Origin of the sequence: Pseudomonas sp. ATCC 13867, assembly GCF_000349845.1 — a bacterium.
In the GTDB taxonomy this organism is placed as follows: Bacteria; Pseudomonadota; Gammaproteobacteria; order Pseudomonadales; family Pseudomonadaceae; genus Pseudomonas.
The window spans coordinates 5,503,504-5,525,430 of record NC_020829.1 but is presented as its reverse complement, the minus strand read 5'-3'; the positions used below and the strand labels follow the sequence as shown (position 1 = coordinate 5,525,430).

The following is a 21,927-nucleotide window of genomic DNA, read 5'->3' as shown; positions in this document are numbered from 1 at the left end:
CCTGACGCGTGCCCGGCGTCCGCGCCGGGCACGCGCCTTGCATTCCGCGCTGTGCGGATGAGACAGACCATGACGACGACACAGAACCCGTCGGCGACCCTGGAGCTGAGCACCATTCAGCCCATCGCCGCCCATGAACGCCACGGCCGTGCCCGTGATCTCTTCACCATCTGGTTCGGCAGCAACATCATGCTGCTCACCGTAGTGACCGGCGCACTGGCGGTCACCATCTTCAAGCTGCCGTTCTTCAGCGCCGTGCTGGCGCTGGTGCTCGGCCATTTGCTGGGCGGGATATTCATGGCCCTGCATTCGGCCCAGGGGCCGCAGCTGGGCGTGCCGCAGATGGTGCAGACCCGCGGCCAGTTCGGCTCCTACGGCTCGCTGCTGGTGGTCGCCCTGGTGGTGATCATGTACCTGGGCTTCTTCGCCTCCAACCTGGTGCTCGGCGGGCAGACGCTCAGTGCGCGCTTCCCGGTGATCAGCACTAACCAGGGCATCCTGCTGGTCGGTGCGCTGAGCGTCATCGCCAGCATCTTCGGCTACCGCCTGATCCACGGTTACACCCGGCTGATGTGCTGGCTGTCCGGCGCGGTGCTGCTGGTCTGCTTCATCTGGCTGCTGTTCGTCCACGGCCTGCCGGCGGACCTGCTCGAGCGCAACCAGACCACCATCCCCGGCTTTCTCGGCGCACTGTCCATCGCCGCGCTCTGGCAACTGGCCTACGCGCCCTACGTCTCCGATTACTCGCGCTACATGCCGCAGGGCACCGGCTCGCGCACCGCGTTCTGGTCCAGCTACTGGGGCTGCTGCCTGGGTTCGATCCTGCCGATGCTGCTGGGCGTGCTGGTCGGCCTGTCGGTGGGCGAGGGCGATGTCATCGCCGGGCTGATCGACATGACCGGCGGCTTCAGCGCGGTGATGGTCGCGGTGTTCTCCATCGGCATCGCCGCCACCAACTCGATGAACCTGTACTGCGGCACGCTCTCGACCATCACCGTCGGGCAGACCCTGATTCCGGCGTGGAACGCCCAGGCCGGCTGGCGCGCGGTGATCTCCCTGGTGCTGTTCGGTGGCTCGCTGGCCATCGCCCTGCTCGGCCAGGACAACTTCATGGCCAACTACACCAACTTCATCCTGCTGCTGCTCTACGTGCTGGTGCCCTGGAGCGCGATCAACCTGGTCGACTACTACCTGGTGGCCCACGGCGAATACGACGTGCTGTCGTTCTTCCGCCGCGACGGCGGTATCTACGGCACCTTCAACTGGACCGCGGTGAACTGCTACATCCTCGGCATCCTGGTGCAGATCCCCTTCATGTCCACCGCGCTCTACACCGGCGTGGCCGCCCAGGCCATGAACGGTGCTGACATCTCCTGGGTGGTCGGCCTGGGCGTGGTCTCGCCGGTCTACTGGCTGTTCAGCCGCAAGCGCCAACGCAGCCTGAAGGAGGCCCGCGCATGAGCCGTCGCAGCGGATTCTTCTTCGACGAACGCTGCTTCTGGCACGCCGCCGGGCTGCACGCGCTGATCCTCCCGGTGGGCGGCTGGCTGCAGCCGCCGGCCGGTTCCGGGCATGCCGAATCGGCGGAGAGCAAACGCCGGCTGAAGAGCCTGATGGACGTCTCCGGCCTCAGTGACCGGCTCAGGCTTTCCAGCGCGCCGCTGGCCAGCGAGGAAGACCTGCTGCGCGTTCACCCGGCGGACTACCTGGCGCGTTTCAAGGCCATGAGCGCTGCCGGCCACGGCGAACTGGGCGAGGAAGCGATGGTCGGTCCCGGCACCTACGAGATCGCCCGGCAGTCCGCGGGGCTCGCCATTGCCGCGGTGGACGCGGTGATGCGCGGCGAGCTGGACAATGCCTACGCGCTGTCCCGTCCGCCGGGTCACCATTGCCTGGCCGATCGCGGCATGGGCTTCTGCTACCTGGCGAACATCGCCGTGGCGGTGGAAGCGGCCAAGGCGCGCCACGGCCTCACGCGCGTGGCGGTGCTGGACTGGGACGTGCACCACGGCAACGGCACCGAGTCGATCTTCTATGGCCGCGACGACGTGCTGACCCTGTCGATCCACCAGGCCGACTGCTTCCCCACCGGCTCCGGCGCGGTGGAGGACATCGGCGAGGGCGCGGGCACCGGCTACAACTTCAACGTGCCGCTCTATCCGGGCAGTGGCGACGACGCCTATCGCATGGCGATGGAAACCCTCATCGTTCCGGCGCTGGAACGCTTCCAGCCCGAGCTGATCGTGGTCGCCTGCGGCTTCGACGCCAACGGCGTGGACCCGCTGGCGCGCATGCTCGCCCACAGCGAGACCTTCCGCGCCATGACCGCATCGGTCCGCGACGTGGCGGAGCGTCTGTGCGGGGGCCGGCTGGTGCTGGTTCACGAAGGCGGTTACGCCGAAGCCTACGTGCCGTTCTGCGGCCACGCGGTGATCGAGGAACTGGCCGGCGTGCGCACCGAGGTGGTCGATCCCTTCCTGCCGATGCTCGAAGGCCAGCAGCCGGACGCGGACTTCCGCGCCTTCCAGCGTCAGGCCCTGGAGCGGATGGCGGCGAAGCTGCTGGGCTGAGGCCGGCGCCTGCGTCCATCCAGCGGTTGGCGAATGCCTGCGCGGGTGATGGACGTCGTCCTCGCGCAGTGCGAATAGTTCCTTCGAACGTCGCTGGCGGGGGGCGGCACGACACAGAATGGCTGGATCTCGTTCGCACCGAGGGGCCGCCCCGTGGATTTCCGCTTCAGCGAGGAACAGGACCTGCTGCGCGACATGCTCGCGCGCTACTTGTCCGATCATTACACGTTCGATGCGCGTCAGGCCGCCGTGAACTCGGCAATCGGCTGGCGTCCCGACTGCTGGCGGGCATTCGCCCAGGACCTGGGGCTGCTGGGCATCGGGATTCCCGAGCGCTTCGGTGGCTCGGGCGGCGGCATCGTCGACTACCTCGCGGTGATGGAGCAGTTCGGTCGCCACCTGGTGCTGGAGCCGTACCTCGGCACGGCCATCCTGGCGGTCGAGGCGCTGCAACACGCCGATGAGACGCTGGCGGCCGACGTGCTGCCGGCCATCGCGGCCGGCGAGCGGGTGGTGGGCTGGGCCCATGCCGAACCGGAGCTGCGCTACGGCATTGCGCCGCGGGTCCGCGCGGAGGCCGACGCCGGAGGGTACCGCCTGCATGGGCGCAAGGCGCTCGTCAGCGGGGCGCCCTGGGCTACGCACTTCATCGTCAGCGCGAACACCGCCGAGGGGCCGACGCTGTTCTGGGTCGAGCGCACGGCGCCGGGCCTGACATTGATCGAGTCCCCCACCTTCGACGGCGGCCGGACCGCCGACCTGGTGCTGGCCGGCGTGCGGGTGAGCGCGGCACAGGTGTTGGGAACGCCGGGGGGCGCATTGCCCTTGCTCGAGCGGTTGTGCGACATCGCCACGCTGGCCCTGTGCGCGGAAGCGACCGGCGCCACCGCGCGAATGCTGGAGGACACCGTCGCGTACGCGCGCCAGCGTCAACAGTTCGGACAGGCCATCGGCAGCTTCCAGGCTTTGCAGCATCGCATGGCGGACATGTACATGCTGCACGAGCAGGCCGTCGCCCTCACCCAGGTGGCGGCCATGCGTGTTTCCGACGAGCCCCGGGAGCGCGCGCTGGCCGTCAGCACCGCCAAGGCGCATGTCGACGAGGCCGGCCGGCGCATCGGCCAGGGGGCGGTACAGATCCACGGTGGCATGGGGGTGACCGAGGAAACGGCGGTGGGTCACTACTTCAAGCGCGTCACCGCGATCGGCCTGCAGTTCGGCAACATCGCCTACCACCTGCGGCGCTGCGTCGACCTGCGCTACCCGGCCAACGTATAAGGATCGTCATGGACATCAACGACTCTCCGCAGGACCTGCAGTTTCGCGCCGAGGTGCGCGCCTGGATCGCCGAGGCGTACGACGCCGAACTGCGCGCGATGATGGCGCAGTCGAAGAACGGCTACCTCGACAAGGCGGCACAGGTGCGCTGGCAGAAGGCACTGCACGCGCGCGGCTGGGCGGCGCCGAACTGGCCGCAGGCGCATGGCGGCCCCGGCTGGACGCCCACGCAACGTCATCTCTTCCAGAGCGAACTGGCCGCCACCGGTTGCCCGCCGGTGTCGCCGATGGGACTGAAGATGGTGGCGCCGGTCATCATGAAATACGGCACCCCCGAGCAGCAGGCCCGCTTCCTGCCGCGCATCCTCTCGGCCGACGACTTGTGGTGCCAGGGCTATTCCGAGCCGAACGCCGGCTCCGACCTGGCTTCGTTGCAGATGCGCGCGACGCGTGGTGCCGATGCGAACGGCGAGCACTACGTCCTGAACGGTTCGAAGATCTGGACGACACACGCGCAGTGGGCCGACTGGATGTTCTGCCTGGTGCGCACCTCGCGCGAGGGCAGGCCGCAGGAGGGCATTACATTCCTGCTGCTCGACATGCGCACGCCCGGTATCACCATCTCGGCACTGCCCACGCTCGACGGCCCGATGGAAGGCCAGCAGGAGGTCAACCAGGTCTTCTTCGACGACGTGCGCGTACCGGTCACGCAACGCCTCGGCGAGGAAGGCATGGGCTGGACCGTCGCCAAGTACCTGCTCGAGTTCGAGCGTGGCGGCAGCTATGCGCCGATGCTGCGCCGGCAGCTGGACAAGGTGGCGGCGATTGCCGCCGCGCAGCCCGGTGAAGAGGGCAACGGACGGCTGATCGACGATCCCGTCTTCCGGCAACGGCTGGGCGCCATGCATGTGCGCGTGGCGGCGGCCGAGGCGACCGAGCAACGGCTGTTCTCCGGCGTGGCCTCGGGCGCGTCGATCGGCGCGGCCTCGAGCATGATCAAGGTCGTCGGCACCGAGACGGCCCAGGCCATCTCCGAGCTGGCCGTCGATGCGCTCGGGCCTTATGCGCTGCCATTCGTACGGGACACCTGGGCCGAGATCCAGGGGCGCGCCGCCAGCCCGCGCCTGGGGCCGGACGATGCCGCTCCGGTCGCGCCGCGCTACTTCAACTATCGCAAGGCATCGATCTACGGTGGTTCCAGCGAGATCCAGCGCAACATCATCGCGCGACAGGTCCTGCAGCTCTGAGCGCACCCATCAGCCCCCTTGGCATCGTTACCCACCCTCTCTACAAAAATCAGAACAGGAGGCAAGGTTCATGAAGACGGAATACCTCGCGACGTTGTCCAGCGCGATTCGCCACTTCGCCCGGGAGCGGGCCGGGGCCATTGCATATGCCTTCGAAGGCCGCGAGACCACCTTTGGCGATTTCGACCGGCATACCGATCGCGTTGCGCAGGCCTTGCTGGCCGACGGCGTGAAGGCCGGCGACCGTATCGCCTATGTCGGCAAGAACAGCGACCACTATTTCGAGCTGTTCTTTGGCGCGGCCAAGATGGGCGCCGTCATCACGCCGGTGAGCTGGCGGCTGGCGGGGCCCGAGATCCAGTACATCGTCTCGCATTGCGACGCGACGCTGGTTTTCGTCGGCACGGAGTCATCGGCGCTGGTGCGCGGCCTGCTGCCAGCGCTGCCGCTGGTGCGTCGCGCGGTGGCGATGGAGGGCGGAGAAGCTGATTGGCCGGCCTATCCGGACTGGCGCGACGCCTGCCCGGATACCCCGCCGACGCATGAAGCGCAGCCCAACGACGTGGTGCTGCAACTCTATACGTCGGGTACGACCGGACGTCCCAAGGGCGTGATGCTGATGCATCGCAACCTGACCTGCGGTACCGAGATCGCCCTGCACGACGGAGCGGACTGGTCGCAATGGAGCGACGACGACGTCTCTCTGGTGGCCATGCCGGTGGCGCATATCGGCGGCTCGGGTTGGGGCGTGCGTGGCGTCCTGGTCGGCTGCAAGGGGGTCGTGGCGCGCGAGTTCGATCCGAGCAAGGTGCTCGACTACATCGAGCACGACCGCATCAGCAAGTTGTTCATGGTGCCGGCGGCCATGCAGATCGTACTGCGCGACCCGCGTGCGCGGCAGGTGGACTATTCGCGTCTCAAGCACATGCTGTACGGCTCGTCGCCGATCCCCGCCGCGTTGCTGCGCGAGGGCATGGCGGTCTTCGGCTGTGGCTTCGTGCAGCAGTACGGCATGACGGAGACCACCGGCACCATCGTGGCGCTGCCGCCGGAAGACCACACGCCCGCCGATGTCCCGCGCATGCGCGCCGCCGGCAAGGCCATGCCCGGCAGCGAGGTGGCGGTGGTCGGGCCGGACGGCCGGAGGCTGCCGGCCGGAGAGGTGGGCGAAGTGGTGATCCGCTCGCCGCAGAACATGGCCGGCTACTGGAAGCAGGAGGAAGACACCGCCCGCACCCTCGACGCCGACGGCTGGCTGCGCAGCGGCGATGCCGGCTACATGGACGCGGACGGCTATCTCTACATCCACGACCGGGTCAAGGACATGATCATCAGCGGCGGGGAAAACATCTATCCGGCCGAAGTGGAGAGCGCCATCTACGGTCACCCGGCCGTTGCCGACGTGGCCGTGATCGGCGTGCCCGACGAGCGCTGGGGCGAGGCGGTCAAGGCGATGGTGGTGCTGCGTCCGGGCGTGGCGGCGGACGTCGACGGCATCCTGGGCTGGGCGCGTGAGCGCATCGCGGGCTTCAAGGTGCCCAAGAGCATCGACTTCATCGACGCCATGCCGCGCAATCCGGCCGGCAAGCTGCTGCGCAGGGCGCTGCGGGAGCCGTACTGGGTGGGTTGCAGCCGCCGGGTGAACTAGGCCCACGGATCGAGGCGAAGGGGCTGGGCGCCGCAGCCTGGCTTCAGCCCTGGGGCATCGAGCCTGGCCGGATGAAGGCCAGCATGTGCGCCACATAGTCGGCCTTGCCGAGCTCGATGCCGTGGTGGCGCAGGATCGCGTAGGCGGTGACGCAGTGGAAGTAGAACTGCGGTAGCGCCCAGTCGCGCGCGTACTGCTCGCGGGTCAGGTCGAACACGATGCCGTTGGGCAGGTCCAGCGCGATCGCCGATGGGGACTCGCCATCCAGTGCCGTGGGTTGCAGGTCGCCGAGCACCGCCAGCGCCTCGGCAACGCAGGCCCGTGCGTCGTCCGGCGAACCCGGCCGTTCGTTCGCTTCCCAGCCGTCCTGGCGCACGCCCAGCCAGTGCTCGGGAATGGCCAGGCCACGAAGCCGATAGGTCGGTTCCAGCGCCTGGAAGCAGGTGAAGCGCACCTGTGACGCCAGCGGGTACATGTCCGCCGCCAGCCGCATCGACATCAGCGCTTCGACATCACCGCCCGTGGCCCTCTGGTGCGCCTCGGCCTTGTCGAGCCATTGCCCGAGGTTGGTGAGCATCCGGGTGAAGGTCGGAACGAGCAGATGGGTCAGCGACATGGTGTTCTCCAGGGCAAGGGAGTTTCCAGTTTAGCCCGAGACTGCCTGCCGCGCGGCTCGATACTGCCTTGCGCTAGAGAGTCCGGCTGCCGCCGCCTGAAGGTGATGACCGAGTGCCGCATCGAAGAGTTGCGGACACTCTCGATTGCCAGGACGGCGACTTCGACTGTGCCCTGTGCCCTGTGCCGAAACTGTGATCTTGCGCCTTTCGTAGGAGCGAGCTTGCTCGCGAACAGGCTCCGCAACTGGGCGGTTCGCGAGCAAGCTCGCTCCTGCAGGATCCGTCCGTGACTTGCGGTACGCCTGGGAGCGCGTGGCGTATGGGCAAAAAAAGGGAGCCTTGCGGCTCCCCTGGAGAGACGGCCGCGGAAGTGGAGTCGCGGCCGGGGGGCGGGTGCGTCGTCAGGCGGCGCGGAACAGGTTGTGCGGGTCGATGACGAATTTCTTCGGCACGCCGGCATCGAACTCGCCATAGCCTTTGGGCGCTTCGTCCAGGGTGATGACTTCCACCCCGACGACATCGGCGATCTTGATGCGGTCCCACATGATCGCCTGCATCAGCTGGCGGTTGTACTTCATCACCGGGGTCTGGCCGGTGTGGAAGCTGTGCGACTTGGCCCAGCCGAGGCCGAAGCGGATGCTCAGCGAGCCCTGCTTGGCGGCCGCGTCCACCGCGCCCGGATCCTCGGTGACGTAAAGGCCCGGAATGCCGATCTTGCCGGCGACCCGCACCACACCCATCAGCGAGTTCAGTACGGTGGCCGGAGCCTCGTGCTGCGAGCCGGAATGACCGTGGCCACGGGCTTCGAAGCCCACCGCGTCGACCGCACAGTCCACTTCCGGCTCGCCCAGCAGGTCGGCGATCTGCTCGTGCAGCGGGGTGTCCCTGGACAGGTCGGCGATTTCGAAGCCCTGGGCCTTGGCGTGGGCCAGGCGGGTCGGGTTGACGTCACCGACTATCACCACGGCGGCGCCCAGCAGGCGGGCCGAGGCGGCAGCGGCGAGACCGACCGGACCGGCACCGGCGATGTAGACGGTGCTGCCCGGACCGACGCCGGCCGTCACCGCTCCGTGGTAGCCAGTGGGCAGGATATCGGAGAGGCAGGTCAGGTCGCGGATCTTCTCCATCGCCGCGTCGCGGTTGGGCAGGCGCAGCAGGTTGAAGTCGGCGTAGGGAACCATCACGTACTCGGCCTGGCCACCGACCCAGCCGCCCATGTCGACGTAGCCGTAGGCGCCGCCGGCGCGGGACGGGTTGACCGTCAGGCAGACGCCGGTGTGCTGCTCCTTGCAGGTGCGGCAGTGGCCACAGGCGACGTTGAACGGCACCGAGACCAGGTCGCCGATCTTCATGGTTTCCACGCCTCGACCGATCTCCACCACCTCGCCGGTGATCTCGTGGCCCAGTACCAGGCCTTCGGGAGCGGTGGTACGGCCACGGACCATGTGCTGGTCGGAGCCGCAGATGTTGGTGGACACCACGCGCAGGATCACCCCGTGGTCGATCTGCTTGCCCTGCGGGTCCTGCATCTTCGGATAGGGGATGTTCTGTACCTCGACCTTGCCCGGGCCGAGATAAACCACACCACGATTGCCAGACATACGCATTCCTCATTGTGTTTGTGGGTACAAAGGCGGGCCTTGCGGCTCGCGGTTCTGCACTGGGATGTCGTGTGTTGCGCGACAGGGCCGGGGGATTGGCAGCCGGCGGTCTGTCGATGTTGCTCGGTGGTTGGGTGGGCGCTCAGGGAGCACCTCACTCCAGCCCTCTCCCAGAGGGAGAGGGGGTGTTTGTCGATGTTTCGGCCTCAGCCGGCTGCGTTGCGTGAATGGGTTCGCGAGCAAGCTCGCTCCTACAAAACCACCGTCCGGTTGGCGTTCAGGAACACGCGTTTCTCGATGTGGTAGCCCACGGCTTTCGCCAGGGTCAGGCACTCCACGTCGCGGCCCTTGGCGATCAGGTCCTCGGGGTAGTGGGCGTGGTCCACCGGCTCGACGCCCTGGGCGATGATCGGGCCCTCGTCGAGGTCGTTGTTGATGTAGTGGGCGGTGGCGCCGACCAGCTTCACACCCTTCTGGTAGGCCTGGTGGTAGGGCTTGGCGCCCTTGAAGCCGGGCAGCAGCGAGTGGTGGATGTTGATCGCCCAGCCGTCCAGGCGGCGGCACAGCTCGGGGGATAGCACCTGCATGTAGCGGGCGAGGATCACCAGTTCGGCGCCGGTCTCCTCGATCACCTGCCACACCTTCGCCTCCTGCGCGCCCTTGTCGTTGGGGTCGAGCGCGAAGTGGTGGTAGGGGATGCCGTGCCAGCGCGCCAGGGGTTCCAGGTCCGGGTGGTTGGAGACCACCGCCACCACGTCCATCGGCAGCTGGCCGATGCGCTGGCGGTAGAGCAGGTCGTTCAGGCAGTGGTCGGCCTTGGAGACCATGATCACCACCTTGCTGCGGTAGCCCGGCGGGGTCAGTTCGACGTTCATCTGGAAGGGCGAGACGCGGTCGGCGAGGCCGGCGCGGAAGGCCGCTTCGTCGAAGCCGTCGCCGGCGCGAAATTCGATGCGGATGAAGAAGCGCTGCGCCAGGCGGTCGTCGAAGGAGTGGTGCTCGGTCACATAGCAGCGCTGCTCGAACAGGTAGCGCGTGACCACGTCCACCGTTCCCAGCAGGCTCGGGCTGTCGGCGGTGAGGATCCAGGTATCGGGGGTGCGGCTCATGGTCAGGCTCCGAAGCATTTCTCTCGTTGGAGCGGCTCTCACTGGAGAGGTTGGAGTGAGGTCTCCCTCACCCCGGCCCTCTCCCGGAGGGAGAGGGGGAAGAGCGTTTCTTACGCCGCCACCTGCAGGCCGTACTCGGCGCAGGCGTCCTGCAGCCACAGCCAGAAGTAGTCGGAGAAGCTGCGGCGCACCACCAGCTCCCAGGTGTGCTCGCCGGTATGGCGGATCACCAGCTGGGACTTGGCGAAGTTGGTGCCTACCGCCTTGCCCACCGGGAAGTTGCTTGGGTGCACGTCGTAGCCGGTGGACTTCATCAGCACTTCGCGGACCTTGGCGCCTTCGAGTTCCAGCAGGGTCTGGCCGCCGCTGACGTTGATCACCGAGTAGTGCAGGTCCTCGCCGAGGGCTTCGCGCAGGCGCTGCTCGACGGCGAACTCCTCGCCGCCGGGGACGATCAGCAGCCACTCGTCCGGGCCGAGCCACTGCAGCGAGGTGTCGCCCTTGGCCACCAGGCCCAGGGCTACCGGTAGCTCCAGGCCCAGGGCCTTGTGCACGCCGCCGGCGAAGGCCGGGTCGTGGGCGTCGCCACGCAGGGTCAGGTGGCCGAGGAATTTCTTCTCGCGCAGGGTCACGCCGGCGTTGGCCACCTTGCGGTTGGCGAGCTTGTCCAGCTCGGCGTGGTGCAGGGGCGACTCGGCCTGGATGCCGTCTGCGGGGCGTTGCTGGTAGAGATTGGCTTTGCTCATGTTCTGTTCACCTTGGGGGCGCTTATCGCCTGTTTCCCCTCACCCCGGCCCTCTCCCGCAGGGAGAGGGGGCCGAGCTGAGTGTGCTGTGAGTGTCGTGCTCGCCGGCGGCTCCGAACCGTCCCCTCTCCCTTTGGAGCGGGGCGCGCAGCCAGGGGCAGGGTGAGGGCGGCCGGCGACGCCGCATCAATCCACGTTCTGCCGTTCGCCTTTCGGGTCGTAGAACACCGAGCTGCAGATCTGCGCCTCGATCACCCGGCCATCGGCCAGCGGGGCGTAGACCTTCTCGCCCATGCGCTTGAGCCCGCCCTTCACCACGGCCATCGCGAAGCTGTAGCCGAGGGTGGAGCTCATGTAGCTGGAGGTGACGTGGCCGACCATGTTCATCGGGATCGACTGCTGGGTGTTGAACACCAGTTGCGCGCCTTCGGGCAGCAGGTCCATCGGGTTGGTGGGCTTGAGGCCGACCAGCTGCTTGCGGTCTTCGCGCTGGCAGTCGGCGCGGTTCATGCCACGCCAGCCGATCCAGGAGAACGGCTTGGTGCGACCCACCGCCCAGCCCATGTTCAGGTCGTCCGGGGTGACCGAGGCATCGGTGTCCTGGCCGACGATGATGAAGCCCTTCTCGGCGCGCAGGACGTGCATGGTCTCGGTGCCGTACGGCGTCAGGTTGTACTTGGCGCCGGCGGCGACGATGGCCTCCAGCACACCCATGGCGTAGTTGGCCTGGATGTTCACCTCGTAGGACAGCTCGCCGGTGAAGGAGATGCGGAACACCCGCGCCGGTACGCCGGCGACCTTGCCTTCCTTCCAGGTCATGAAGGGGAAGGCGTCCTTGTCCAGGTCGATGTCGGTGACCTCGGCCAACAGCTTGCGGCTGTTGGGGCCGGACAGGGTGAGGGTGGCCCAGTGGTCGGTGACCGAGGTGAAGTACACCTTCAGCTCCGGCCATTCGGTCTGGTGGTACAGCTCCAGCCACTCCAGCACGCGCGCCGCGCCGCCGGTGGTGGTGGTCATGACGAAGTGGTTGTCCGCCAGGCATGCGGTGACGCCATCGTCGAAGACCATGCCGTCTTCCTTGCACATCAGGCCGTAGCGGGCCTTGCCCACGTCCAGCTTGGTCCAGGCGTTGGTGTAGACGCGGTTGAGGAACTCGCGGGCGTCCGGGCCCTGGATGTCGATCTTGCCCAGGGTCGAGGCGTCCAGCAGGCCGACCGACTCACGTACGGCGCGGCACTCGCGGGCCACGGCGGCGTGCATGTCTTCGCCGCGCTTGGGGAAGTACCACGGGCGCTTCCACTGGCCGACGTCCTCGAACTCGGCGCCGTTCTTCACGTGCCAGGCGTGCAGGGCGGTGAAGCGCACCGGTTCGAACAGGTGGCCGCAGTGACGGCCGGCGACGGCGCCGAAGGTTACGGGGGTGTAGTTCGGGCGGAACATGGTGGTGCCGGTGTCGGCGATGCTCTTGCCCTGGGCGCGGGCGGCAATCGCCAGGCCGTTGATGTTGCCCAGCTTGCCCTGGTCGGTGCCGAAGCCCAGCGCGGTGTAGCGCTTGACGTGCTCGATGGACTCGAAGCCCTCGCGGCAGGCCAGTTCGATGGCGGCGGCGGTGACGTCGTTCTGGGTATCGACGAACTGCTTGGGCGCACGGGAGGTGGGCTTCTCGTGGGGCACCTGGAACAGCGCCAGGGTGGCTTCCTCGACACGCTCGGAAGCGGCCGGCAGGTCGCCTTCGACGGCCTTGAAGCCGGCGTCGACTGCCGCCTGGCTGCCGGCCTGGTAGCCGTCGGCCAGGGCATCGGCGAGGCGGAACACGCCGTTCACCGCACCGGCGCAGATGCGCTTCTGGAAGGCCAGGCCGGGTACGAAGGCGAGGATGTCTTCACGCCATTCCGGCTTGCCGCCCAGGTGCGAAGCCAGGTGCACCACCGGGCTGTAGCCGCCGGAGCTGGCGATCAGGTCGCAGTCCAGCCAGTCGCCCGGGGCGTTGACCTTCATGCGGAAGGTATCGATGGAGGCCACCTTGGCGCCGGTCACGCGCTTGCTGCCGCGGGCTTCGATCACCGAGCTGCCGGTGATGACGCGCATGCCGCGCTTGCGTGCTTCCTCGACCCACTGGCCCTGCGGATTGGGACGCGCATCGGCGATGGCGACCACTTCCAGGCCGGCTTCCTGCCAGTCCAGGGCGACGCGGTAGGCGTAGTCGTTGTTGGTGGACAGCACCAGTTTCTTGCCCGGCGCCACGCCGTAGCGGCGTACATAGGTGGAGACGGCGCCGGCGAGCATGTTGCCCGGCACGTCGTTGTTGCCGTAGACCAGCGGACGCTCGTGGGCGCCGGCGGCCAGCACCACGCGCTTGGCGCGGACGCGGTGCACGCGCATGCGCACCTGGCCCAGCGGGGCGGTTTCGCCCAGGTGGTCGGTACGGCGCTCGTGGATGGTGAGGAAGTTGTGGTCGTGGTAGCCGTTGACGGTGGAGCGCGGCAGCAGGATCACGTCCGGGTTGCCTTCCAGCTCGGCGATGGCCTTGGCGACCCACTCCGCGGCGGGCTTGCCGTCGAGGGTTTCGCGGGTGTCGAGCAGGCTGCCGCCGAACTCTTCCTGTTCATCGGCGAGGATCACCCGCGCGCCGCTGCGCGAGGCAGCCAGGGCGGCGGCCAGGCCGGCGGGGCCGGCACCGACGATCAGCACGTCGGCGTGGTGGTTCATCCAGTCGTAGCTGTCCGGATCCACTTCGGTGGGCGCGCGGCCCAGGCCTGCGGCCTTGCGGATGTACTTCTCGTAGGTCAGCCACATGGACTGCGGGTACATGAAGGTCTTGTAGTAGAAGCCGGGCGGCATCATCTTGCCGCCGACCTTGCCGAAGATCCCCATGAGGTCGTTCTGCACGTTCGGCCAACCATTGGTGGCGCTGGCCACCAGGCCGTTGTACAACGCCTGCTGGGTAGCGCGCACGTTGGGCACCTGGGTCGCTTCGCGCGAACCGATCTGCAGGATGGCGTTGGGCTCTTCGGCGCCGGCGGCGACGATGCCGCGCGGGCGGGAGTACTTGAAGCTGCGGCCGAGGATGTCGACGCCGTTGGCCAGCAGCGCGGCGGCCAGGGTGTCACCGGCGAAGCCCTGGTAGCTCTGGCCGTTGAAGCTGAAGGTGAGCGGCTTGTTGCGGTCGATGCGACCGCCACGGGACAGGCGATTGATCTGGCTCATTTAGGCCTTCTCCACGGCGGGCTGGACGGCAGATTTCTTCTCGGAGTCGGCGGCGGTGACGCTGGGTTTCTCGCCGATCTTGTAGGTTTCGAGAATCTCGTAGGTCACCGTGTGGCGGGTGACGTTGAAGTACTGGCGGCAGCCGGCGGCGTGCACCCACAGCTCGTGGTGGATGCCGCGCGGGTTGTCGCGGAAGAACATGTACTCGCCCCACTCGGCGTCGGTGCAGGCAGCCGGGTCGAGCGGGCGCGGGATGTGCGCCTGGCCCTTGGCGTGGAATTCCTCTTCGGAACGCAGCTCGCCGCAATGAGGGCAGAAGATATTCAGCATGGTCGGGCCCTCTTAGTGTGCGACGGCGGCGGCGCCGTGTTCGTCGATCAGTGCGCCGGTGTGGAAGCGCTCGATGGAGAAGGGCGCGGCCAGCGGATGTGGCTCGCCCTTGGCGAGGGTGGCGGCGAAGACGTTGCCCGAGCCGGGAGTGGCCTTGAAGCCGCCGGTTCCCCAGCCGCAGTTGAAGAACAGGTTCTGCACCGGGGTCTTGCCGATGATCGGGCAGGCGTCCGGGGTGGTGTCGACGATGCCGCCCCACTGGCGGTTCATGCGTACCCGCGAGAGCACCGGGAACATCTCGACGATGGCCTGCAGGGTGTGCTCGATCACCGGGTAGGAGCCGCGCTGGCCGTAGCCGTTGTAGCCGTCGATGCCGGCGCCGATGACCAGGTCGCCCTTGTCCGACTGGCTGATGTAGCCGTGCACGGCGTTGGACATGATCACGCTGTCGATGATCGGCTTGAGCGGCTCGGAAACCAGCGCCTGCAGCGGGTGCGATTCGATGGGCAGGCGGAAGCCGGCGAGCTTGGCCATGTGCCCGGAGTTGCCGGCGGTGACCACGCCGACGCGCTTGGCGCCGATGAAGCCGCGGTTGGTCTCGACGCCGATCACCACGCCGTCCTGCTTGCGGAAGCCGATCACTTCGGTCTGCTGGATCAGGTCAACGCCCAGGGCGTCGGCGGCACGGGCGAAGCCCCAGGCCACGGCATCGTGACGGGCCACGCCGCCGCGACGCTGCACGGTGGAACCCATGATCGGGTAGCGGGCGCTCTTGGTGCAGTTCAGGTAGGGGATCTCTTCCGCCACCTGCTGCGCGTTGAGCAGTTCGCCGTCCACGCCGTTCAGGCGGTTGGCGCTCACGCGGCGCTCGCCGTCGCGCATGTCCTGCAGAGTGTGGCAGAGGTTGTAGACGCCGCGCTGGGAGAACATGACGTTGTAGTTGAGGTCCTGGGACAGGCCTTCCCACAGCTTCATGGCGTGTTCGTAGAGCAGCGCCGACTCGTCCCACAGGTAGTTGGAACGCACGATGGTGGTGTTGCGCGCGGTGTTGCCGCCACCCAGCCAGCCCTTCTCGACCACCGCGACGTTGGTGATGCCGTGCTCCTTGGCCAGGTAGTAGGCCGTGGCCAGGCCGTGCCCGCCGCCGCCGACGATGACCACGTCGTAGACCTGCTTGGGCGTGGGCGTGCGCCACATGCGTTGCCAGTTCTCGTGGTGGCTCAGGGAGTGCTTGAACAGGCCGAAGCCGGAGTAGCGTTGCATGGGGTGCTCCTGAAATCTCTAGTCGCGGTGCCGCTCTTCGTAGGACCGAGGGGGGGCGCCTAGCTCTTGCTCGCGAATGGCCTCGCGGCGGGGCTGGTTCGCGAGCAAGCTCGCTCCTACAAAAGCGCTCCGGAATTCAACGGTAGACCGGGAAGTCCGCGCACAGGCCCGCGACCTGGGTGGCCACCTTGGCCTCCACGTCGGCGTCGCCCAGGTGGTCCAGCACGTCGCTGATCCAGCCGGCCAGCTCGCGGCACTGTTCTTCCTTCAGGCCACGGGTGGTCACCGCCGGGGTGCCGATGCGGATGCCGGAGGTGACGAACGGGCTCTGCGGATCGTTCGGCACGGCGTTCTTGTTCACCGTGATGCCGACGCGGCCGAGGGCGGCGTCCGCTTCCTTGCCGGTCAGGCCCTGCTTCACCAGGCTGATCAGCATCAGGTGGTTGTCGGTTCCACCGGAGACCACGTCGTAGCCGCGCTCGATGAACACCGAAGCCATGGCCTGGGCGTTCCTGATCACCTGGGCCTGGTAGTCCTTGAAGCCGGGCTCCAGCGCTTCCTTGAAGCACACCGCCTTGGCGGCGATCACGTGCATCAGCGGGCCGCCCTGGGCGCCGGGGAAGACGGCGGAATTGAGCTTCTTCTCGATCTCTTCGTTGGATTTCGCCAGGATCAGGCCGCCGCGCGGACCGCGCAGGGTCTTGTGGGTGGTGGTGGTGACCACGTCGGCGTAGGGCAGCGGGTTCGGGTACAGGCCGGCGGCAACCAGGCCGGCGACGTGGGCCATGTCGACGAACAGCAGCGCCCCGACCTTGTCGGCGATGGCGCGGAAGCGCGGGAAGTCGAGGGTCTTGGAGTAGGCGGAGAAGCCGGCGACGATCATCTTCGGCTGGTGTTCCACGGCCAGGCGCTCGACTTCGTCGTAGTCGATCAGCCCGGTGTCGGTGTTCAGGCCGTACTGCACGGCGTTGTACAGCTTGCCGGAGGACGACACCTTGGCGCCGTGGGTCAGGTGGCCGCCGTGGGCCAGGCTCATGCCCAGGATGGTGTCGCCGGCATTGATCAGCGCCAGGTACACCGCGGAGTTGGCCGAGGAACCCGAATGCGGCTGGACGTTGGCGTAGTCGGCGCCGAACAGCTGCTTGGCGCGATCGATGGCCAGTTGCTCGACTTTATCCACATGCTCGCAGCCACCGTAGTAACGCTTGCCCGGATAACCTTCGGCGTACTTGTTGGTCAGCCCGCTGCCCTGGGCCTGCATGACGCGCTTGCTGGTGTAGTTCTCCGAAGCGATCAGCTCGAGGTGGTCCTCCTGGCGCGCTTCCTCGGCGTCCATCGCCGCGAGCAGTTCGTCGTCATAGCCCTGGATCTGGTCGTGCTTGCTGAACATCGCTGCGTCTCCCTGCGGCGCGACAGTCGCGCCGGAATGGCTGGTGCCGGGCCGCATGAGGCCCCTTGGCAGCGATGGTATGACTGGCCCTTGCGCCCCAGATGCCTATGTACGCCACGGGGGAGTGCGTTTGCGACATGGCGCCGCGGGAGGAAGTTGACGGTTTGTGGAAACGACCGCTCCAGACAGGCAGAATTGCGGCAGGACGCCAGGAAGGCGTGAATGGCCCCCGAGGGGAGCCGCCACTATCCAGGAGGGACTCCGCGCATGTCCAAACCCGCCGCACGACTCAGCGACAAGGATGCCTGTCCGAAGCCCGGACACGGTGTCAACCCGACCGTCACCGGCTCTCCCAGCGTCATCATCAACGGCCTGCCCGCGTTGCGCGTGGGTGACAGCAGCGCCTGCGGCGATGCCGTGACCGAAGGTATCGGCAGCATTCTGGTCGACGGCCAGCCCATCGCCTTCCTGGGCAGCGCGACCGCCCACGGCGGCTCGATCATCAGCGGCTCGGGCGATGTCCTGGTCGGCACCCAGCACAGCCCGGCGCCGTTCGTCGCGCCGCTGCCTGTCGCGGTGGGCTTCAGTTGCCAGTTGCAGCTTTCCGCCGCCAACGGCCAACCCTATTCCAGCCTGCCGTACCAGGCCGTGCTTGCGGACGGCTCGGTGCACACGGGCGTGACCGATCTCGCCGGCGCGACGCAGCCCATCCGCTCGGCGACGCAGATGGCCGTCACCAGCCTCCGCCTGCTGCCGCCCGCCATCGCCACGGCCTGCTGCGCCCGGCACGATCCGGCGCAGGGCCAGGGTATTTCCCTGCCGGTGTCGGGTGTCCAGACGTCGAAGGCGCAAGCCCAGGGCGCGACGCTCGTGCCCGTGCAGAAAGACGACAAGTCGCGCCCGCTGACCAGCGGCGAGCTGAGCATGGCGCAGAGCCTGTTCAAGGACTCGGTGGACTACGCCCGGGTGCGCGTGCACAACGAGGAATACCTGCCGTTCGGTCTGCAGCCCGACAACACGGCGATGACGCCCAACGGGGAGATGTACTTCAACCCGGACTTCTACAAGGCGGACTTCTCCGTGGATGCCCGCGACCGCCACTGGTTCATGCACGAGATGGTGCACGTGTGGCAGCACCAGCTTGGCTACTGGGTGCGGCTGCACGGCATGCTGCTGCATCCGGGCACCTTGTGGGGGCTGCTGGGCGACCCTTACGTCTACGAGTTCAAGCCGGGCTCGAAGTTGCAGGACTTCAACATGGAACAGCAGGGCGACATCCTTGCCGACTATTTCAGCTGGTCCACCGGCAACTCGGTCATGAGTGAAAGCGGCAGGAATGTCCGCAGCCTCGCCGAGTTCGAGGCGGTCCTGAGCGATTTCCTGAGGAACCCCAAAGATGCGTCACTGCTTCCCTGAGCTTCTGGGCGGCCTGTTGGCCGTCGTACTCGCCGGCTCCGTACAGGCGACTTCCCGGCACCACGACGGCGAGGCCCGGGTATGGATGAACGGCGAACAGCTCTGCGTCGGTGCGACCGGCACCTATGAGGTGGGCGGTCTGTTCTCAGGCTCGACGAAGGTCGCCGACAACGTCGTCACGCTGCACTCGGTGTCCGTGCTCCGCGACGCGAAGGAAACCTGGGCGCAAAGCGTGCCGCCCGGAACGCCTGGCGCCGGCCTGCGCCTGGTGGCAGATCAGTGCATCGGCTACGGGCGCCTGCCGGCAGACTTCGTGACCAGCACCCCGGCGCAGCCGTTGCAGGCAGGCATGTACGAGGTGTACCTGCTGGCGGGTGACCAGAAGCGTCGGCGGGCGTGGTTCTACAAGCGCTTCTGCCTGGAGCGCGGCGGTGAGGGCTGGCGAGTCGGCGAAGCGCGCTTCGTGGAGAGCGCCGGCCAATGGCAGTGCGTGCCCTGAGGCGATAGGAAAGAATCACCGCGAAGGCATAAACTGCGCGTCTCACGAAATGCGAGGACGCCATGAAACACCCCCTTCCCCTGATGTCCGCCCTGCTGCTCGCCGCGACGCTGCAGGGTTGCGGTGACGACAGCAAACCCGCCAAGGCCGAGGCCCCGGTGGCCGTCGACTCCGCCAGCGCCAGCGCTCCTTCCGGCGACAGTTGCAGCGGCCACGAGCTGGAGAAAGCCCTACCCCCGGCCAAGGCCGTCTACGGCTATCCCTTCATCTCCCGCGAGTGCGGCTACGACGACGCCACCATCGTCTACGGCAAGGCCGACGGCAGCCAGCGCCTGGTGGTGACCCTGACCGACACCGGCATGCCGGCGCCCGGCAGCGATCCGCAGAGCGAGACCGCCAAGCAGTACCAGGCCGCCCAGGCCAAGCTGCGCGACACCACCGCCAAGAACGTCTCGCTGCTCAACCAGGCGCGCCAGGCCGCGCTGCAGAACGGCACCGCCGCGCAGTTCGGCGGCGAACAGTACCTGCCGGTGATCGACAGCACCCGCATGGGCGACCCGCTGGCGATCAGCGTGCCGGCGCCGGACGACAAGACCGGCGAGGCGACCCTCACCGGCCTGATCAAGGGCCGCTACGTGCTCAACATGAGCTCGCCGGACAAGCCCAACGGCGGCACCGCCCAGTCCCTGCGCGAACTCTTCGTGCCCATCTCCGAACAGATGGCGCTGACCAAGCTGCCCTGATCGACCGCCTGGCCTCTCGCGCAGAGAGGCCCCGCGCCCCTCCGGCGGCGAGTGACTATCCGTTGCTACGCTGCTGCCAGACGTACAACGTTTTTCGAGGCCGTCCCATGACCGACAACACCCAACAGTTCGCCAGCGACAACTATTCCGGCATCTGCCCCGAAGCCTGGGCCGCGATGGCCGAAGCCAACCGCGGCCACGAGCGCGCCTACGGCGAGGACCAGTGGACCGCCCGCGCCTCCGATCACTTCCGCGAGCTGTTCGAGACCGACTGCGAGGTGTTCTTCGCCTTCAACGGCACCGCGGCCAACTCCCTGGCCCTGGCGTCGTTGTGCCAGAGCTACCACAGCGTGATCTGCGCCGAGACCGCCCACGTCGAGACCGACGAGTGTGGCGCGCCGGAGTTCTTCTCCAACGGCTCCAAGCTGCTGCTGGCGCGCACCAACGCCGAAGGCAAGCTGACCTCCGAGGCGATCCGCGAGATCGCCCTCAAGCGCCAGGACATCCACTACCCGAAGGCGCGCGTGGTCACCATCACCCAGGCCACCGAGGTCGGCACCGTCTACCGCCCGGACGAGCTGCAGGCGCTCAGCGCCACCTGTCGCGAGCTGGGCCTGCACCTGCACATGGACGGCGCGCGCTTCTCCAATGCCTGCGCCTCGCTGGGTGCCACGCCAGCGGAGCTGACCTGGAAGTCCGGGGTCGAGGTGCTGTGCTTTGGCGGCACCAAGAACGGCATGGCGGTGGGCGAGGCCATCCTGTTCTTCAACCGCGAACTGGCCGAAGGCTTCGACTACCGCTGCAAGCAGGCCGGCCAGCTGGCGTCGAAGATGCGCTTCCTCGCCGCGCCCTGGGTCGGCGTGCTGCAGGACGGCGCCTGGCTGCACTATGCCAACCACGCCAACCAGTGCGCGCGCCTGCTGGCCGAACGCGTGGCGGACGTGCCGGGCGTCAGCCTGATGTTCCCGGTCGAGGCCAACGGGGTCTTCCTGCAGATGTCCGAGCCGGCGCTGGAAGCCCTGCGTCAGCTGGGCTGGCGCTTCTACACCTTCATCGGTGCCGGCGGCGCGCGCTTCATGTGTTCCTGGGACACCGACATCGCCCGTGTCGAGGCGCTGGCGGCCGATATTCGTCGGGTGATGGGCGCAAGGTAATGGGCGCCTGAGCCTGAGTTGTCCCCAGGTGCTGGGGACGGTTGCTCGCGCAAGCTGTCCCCAACCTGTGGATGGATGCCTGCAAGCCACGGTTGGAGCGGCGCGCAGGTTGTTGAACGAAATTTGAACGGCGTGGCTTTTTGTAGGAGCGAGCTTGCTCGCGAGCCGAATCCCGCTTCATCCCACGGTGTGAAGTGAAGCCACGGATGTTCGCGAGCAAGCTCGCTCCTACACGCCATCCTGCGGGCCTGCCAAAGACCGTTGTTTCTACACCCGCACCGCGGTCCCGCTCACGCTGACCATCAGCATGCTGCCGTTCTGCCCCACCACTTCGTAATCCAGGTCGATGCCGACCACCGCGTTGGCGCCCAGTTCTTCCGCGCGCTCCCGCAGCTCTTCGAAGGCGATCTCCCGCGCGCGACCCAGTTCCTTCTCGTAGGCGCCGGAGCGGCCGCCGATGATGTCGCGCAGTCCGGCGAACAGGTCGCGGAACACGTTGGCGCCGAGGATCGCCTCGCCCACCACGATGCCGCGGTATTCCTGGATGGTCTTGCCCTCGATGGTCGGTGTGGTGGTCAGGATCATGGGACTGGCTCCTCTGCTGGGGGAAATCCAGCATAGCTCCTCACCCCACGAGAGACCGTTCCGGCTGTGTTTCAGCGTTTGGCGAAAATCCGCTGCAATCTTGTGATAAAGCTGTGGATAAGCTGGTGGAAAATGACGGCGGCGAGGCACTTTCATGAACAGCGGAAAATCACCGATCATTTTCATGGGACGCCCGTAGTTCGTGGCTTTCAAGTGTTGGTCAGGGTGTTGTGGAGATCTCCACAGCGGCTGTGGAGGCAGGCTTGTCCAACCTGTGGAAAAACTGTTGGGAGGTGCCTGTGGAGCTGATGGCGCGGGGCTTTCCTGAAGCTGGCTATTTTCTGATCAATCCAGTCTTTTCAATCACTTGTGGGCCTGTGTATCGATTGTGGTGGAATTTCTGTGCATGAAGTTTCCAGCGCTATCCCCGGTTTATGTTGACCCTCTTGTGAGCCTCCTGTGGAAAACATCGCCGAAGGAGCATTTGGCGAGGCCTGCGCGGCCTTGATCGAATAATGACCAGGC

18 protein-coding genes are annotated in these 21,927 nt (G+C 67.2%); 9 read left to right on the top strand and 9 right to left on the bottom strand.

All coding sequences use genetic code 11. The features are described 5' to 3' along the window. The first annotated feature begins 69 nt into the window (after positions 1-69). From H681_RS24725 to H681_RS24705, 5 genes are all read left to right on the top strand, one after another. Positions 70-1,461, top strand: a complete 1,392-nt coding sequence (locus H681_RS24725) for a purine-cytosine permease family protein (protein ID WP_015479635.1) — start codon at positions 70-72, stop codon at positions 1,459-1,461. Further along, positions 1,458-2,570, top strand: coding sequence for a class II histone deacetylase (locus H681_RS24720; RefSeq protein ID WP_015479634.1), 1,113 nt, complete (start codon positions 1,458-1,460; stop codon positions 2,568-2,570). The genes H681_RS24725 and H681_RS24720 overlap by 4 nt, the downstream gene beginning before the upstream one ends. 153 nt (positions 2,571-2,723) lie before the next feature. Continuing rightward, positions 2,724-3,848, top strand: a complete 1,125-nt coding sequence (locus H681_RS24715) for an acyl-CoA dehydrogenase family protein (protein WP_015479633.1) — start codon at positions 2,724-2,726, stop codon at positions 3,846-3,848. Positions 3,849-3,856: 8 nt separating this feature from the next. Beyond that, complete coding sequence (locus tag H681_RS24710) at positions 3,857-5,095, top strand: acyl-CoA dehydrogenase family protein (protein ID WP_015479632.1); 1,239 nt, start codon at positions 3,857-3,859, stop codon at positions 5,093-5,095. A gap of 70 nt (positions 5,096-5,165) precedes the next feature. Beyond that, a complete protein-coding gene (locus tag H681_RS24705) occupies positions 5,166-6,743 on the top strand; it encodes a fatty acid--CoA ligase (RefSeq protein ID WP_015479631.1) in 1,578 nt (525 codons plus the stop codon). 43 nt (positions 6,744-6,786) lie between these two features. Here the strand turns inward: H681_RS24705 and H681_RS24700 are convergent, their stop codons facing one another. The 8 genes from H681_RS24700 to glyA form a co-directional block, all read right to left on the bottom strand. Beyond that, complete coding sequence (locus H681_RS24700; protein ID WP_015479630.1) at positions 6,787-7,359, bottom strand: DUF1993 domain-containing protein; 573 nt, start codon at positions 7,357-7,359, stop codon at positions 6,787-6,789. Between the two features lie 402 nt (positions 7,360-7,761). After that, positions 7,762-8,961 (bottom strand): formaldehyde dehydrogenase, glutathione-independent, encoded by a 1,200-nt coding sequence (gene fdhA / locus H681_RS24695; RefSeq protein ID WP_015479629.1) that lies wholly within the window; start codon positions 8,959-8,961, stop codon positions 7,762-7,764. 251 nt (positions 8,962-9,212) lie between these two features. Further along, a complete protein-coding gene (locus H681_RS24690; protein WP_015479628.1) occupies positions 9,213-10,070 on the bottom strand; it encodes a formyltetrahydrofolate deformylase in 858 nt (285 codons plus the stop codon). Between the two features lie 110 nt (positions 10,071-10,180). Then, positions 10,181-10,816: a sarcosine oxidase subunit gamma gene (locus tag H681_RS24685; RefSeq protein ID WP_015479627.1), complete on the bottom strand. Its 636-nt coding sequence runs from the start codon at positions 10,814-10,816 to the stop codon at positions 10,181-10,183. A 185-nt stretch (positions 10,817-11,001) separates the two neighbouring features. Further along, positions 11,002-14,022, bottom strand: a complete 3,021-nt coding sequence (locus H681_RS24680) for a sarcosine oxidase subunit alpha (protein ID WP_015479626.1) — start codon at positions 14,020-14,022, stop codon at positions 11,002-11,004. Further along, entirely contained in the window at positions 14,023-14,352 is a 330-nt protein-coding gene (locus H681_RS24675; protein ID WP_015479625.1) for a sarcosine oxidase subunit delta, read from the bottom strand. Positions 14,353-14,364: 12 nt separating this feature from the next. Beyond that, positions 14,365-15,615 (bottom strand): sarcosine oxidase subunit beta, encoded by a 1,251-nt coding sequence (locus H681_RS24670; protein WP_015479624.1) that lies wholly within the window; start codon positions 15,613-15,615, stop codon positions 14,365-14,367. 136 nt (positions 15,616-15,751) lie between these two features. After that, entirely contained in the window at positions 15,752-17,005 is a 1,254-nt protein-coding gene (glyA, locus tag H681_RS24665; protein WP_015479623.1) for a serine hydroxymethyltransferase, read from the bottom strand. Between the two features lie 267 nt (positions 17,006-17,272). Between glyA and H681_RS26165 the strand changes: the two genes are divergently transcribed. The 4 genes from H681_RS26165 to H681_RS24640 all read left to right on the top strand — a co-directional run bounded on the left by H681_RS26165 (position 17,273) and on the right by H681_RS24640 (position 20,817). Next, on the top strand, positions 17,273-18,421 hold the full coding sequence (locus H681_RS26165; protein WP_015479622.1) for a PAAR domain-containing protein: 1,149 nt from the start codon (positions 17,273-17,275) through the stop codon (positions 18,419-18,421). After that, positions 18,402-18,920: a hypothetical protein gene (locus H681_RS24650; protein ID WP_015479621.1), complete on the top strand. Its 519-nt coding sequence runs from the start codon at positions 18,402-18,404 to the stop codon at positions 18,918-18,920. Before H681_RS26165 ends, H681_RS24650 begins: the two co-directional genes overlap by 20 nt. Positions 18,921-18,982: 62 nt before the next feature. Then, on the top strand, positions 18,983-19,663 hold the full coding sequence (locus H681_RS24645) for a hypothetical protein (protein ID WP_041712272.1): 681 nt from the start codon (positions 18,983-18,985) through the stop codon (positions 19,661-19,663). 107 nt (positions 19,664-19,770) lie between these two features. After that, positions 19,771-20,817, top strand: a complete 1,047-nt coding sequence (locus H681_RS24640; RefSeq protein WP_015479619.1) for a threonine aldolase family protein — start codon at positions 19,771-19,773, stop codon at positions 20,815-20,817. A gap of 267 nt (positions 20,818-21,084) precedes the next feature. Here the strand turns inward: H681_RS24640 and H681_RS24635 are convergent, their stop codons facing one another. Beyond that, positions 21,085-21,402, bottom strand: coding sequence for a heavy metal-binding domain-containing protein (locus tag H681_RS24635; protein ID WP_015479618.1), 318 nt, complete (start codon positions 21,400-21,402; stop codon positions 21,085-21,087). Positions 21,403-21,927 lie beyond the last annotated feature (525 nt).

Bases quoted from the DNA above. Each gene is read 5' to 3' on its own strand.
- fdhA (WP_015479629.1), bottom strand. From the start codon at position 8,961: ATGTCTGGCAATCGTGGTGTGGTTTATCTCGGCCCGGGCAAGGTCGAG.
- H681_RS24670 (WP_015479624.1), bottom strand. From the start codon at position 15,615: ATGCAACGCTACTCCGGCTTCGGCCTGTTCAAGCACTCCCTGAGCCAC.
- H681_RS24725 (WP_015479635.1), top strand. From the start codon at position 70: ATGACGACGACACAGAACCCGTCGGCGACCCTGGAGCTGAGCACCATT.
- H681_RS24685 (WP_015479627.1), bottom strand. From the start codon at position 10,816: ATGAGCAAAGCCAATCTCTACCAGCAACGCCCCGCAGACGGCATCCAG.
- H681_RS26165 (WP_015479622.1), top strand. From the start codon at position 17,273: ATGTCCAAACCCGCCGCACGACTCAGCGACAAGGATGCCTGTCCGAAG.
- H681_RS24675 (WP_015479625.1), bottom strand. From the start codon at position 14,352: ATGCTGAATATCTTCTGCCCTCATTGCGGCGAGCTGCGTTCCGAAGAG.
- H681_RS24700 (WP_015479630.1), bottom strand. From the start codon at position 7,359: ATGTCGCTGACCCATCTGCTCGTTCCGACCTTCACCCGGATGCTCACC.
- H681_RS24710 (WP_015479632.1), top strand. From the start codon at position 3,857: ATGGACATCAACGACTCTCCGCAGGACCTGCAGTTTCGCGCCGAGGTG.
- H681_RS24680 (WP_015479626.1), bottom strand. From the start codon at position 14,022: ATGAGCCAGATCAATCGCCTGTCCCGTGGCGGTCGCATCGACCGCAAC.
- glyA (WP_015479623.1), bottom strand. From the start codon at position 17,005: ATGTTCAGCAAGCACGACCAGATCCAGGGCTATGACGACGAACTGCTC.
- H681_RS24690 (WP_015479628.1), bottom strand. From the start codon at position 10,070: ATGAGCCGCACCCCCGATACCTGGATCCTCACCGCCGACAGCCCGAGC.
- H681_RS24640 (WP_015479619.1), top strand. From the start codon at position 19,771: ATGACCGACAACACCCAACAGTTCGCCAGCGACAACTATTCCGGCATC.
- H681_RS24720 (WP_015479634.1), top strand. From the start codon at position 1,458: ATGAGCCGTCGCAGCGGATTCTTCTTCGACGAACGCTGCTTCTGGCAC.
- H681_RS24635 (WP_015479618.1), bottom strand. From the start codon at position 21,402: ATGATCCTGACCACCACACCGACCATCGAGGGCAAGACCATCCAGGAA.
- H681_RS24645 (WP_041712272.1), top strand. From the start codon at position 18,983: ATGAAACACCCCCTTCCCCTGATGTCCGCCCTGCTGCTCGCCGCGACG.
- H681_RS24705 (WP_015479631.1), top strand. From the start codon at position 5,166: ATGAAGACGGAATACCTCGCGACGTTGTCCAGCGCGATTCGCCACTTC.
- H681_RS24650 (WP_015479621.1), top strand. From the start codon at position 18,402: ATGCGTCACTGCTTCCCTGAGCTTCTGGGCGGCCTGTTGGCCGTCGTA.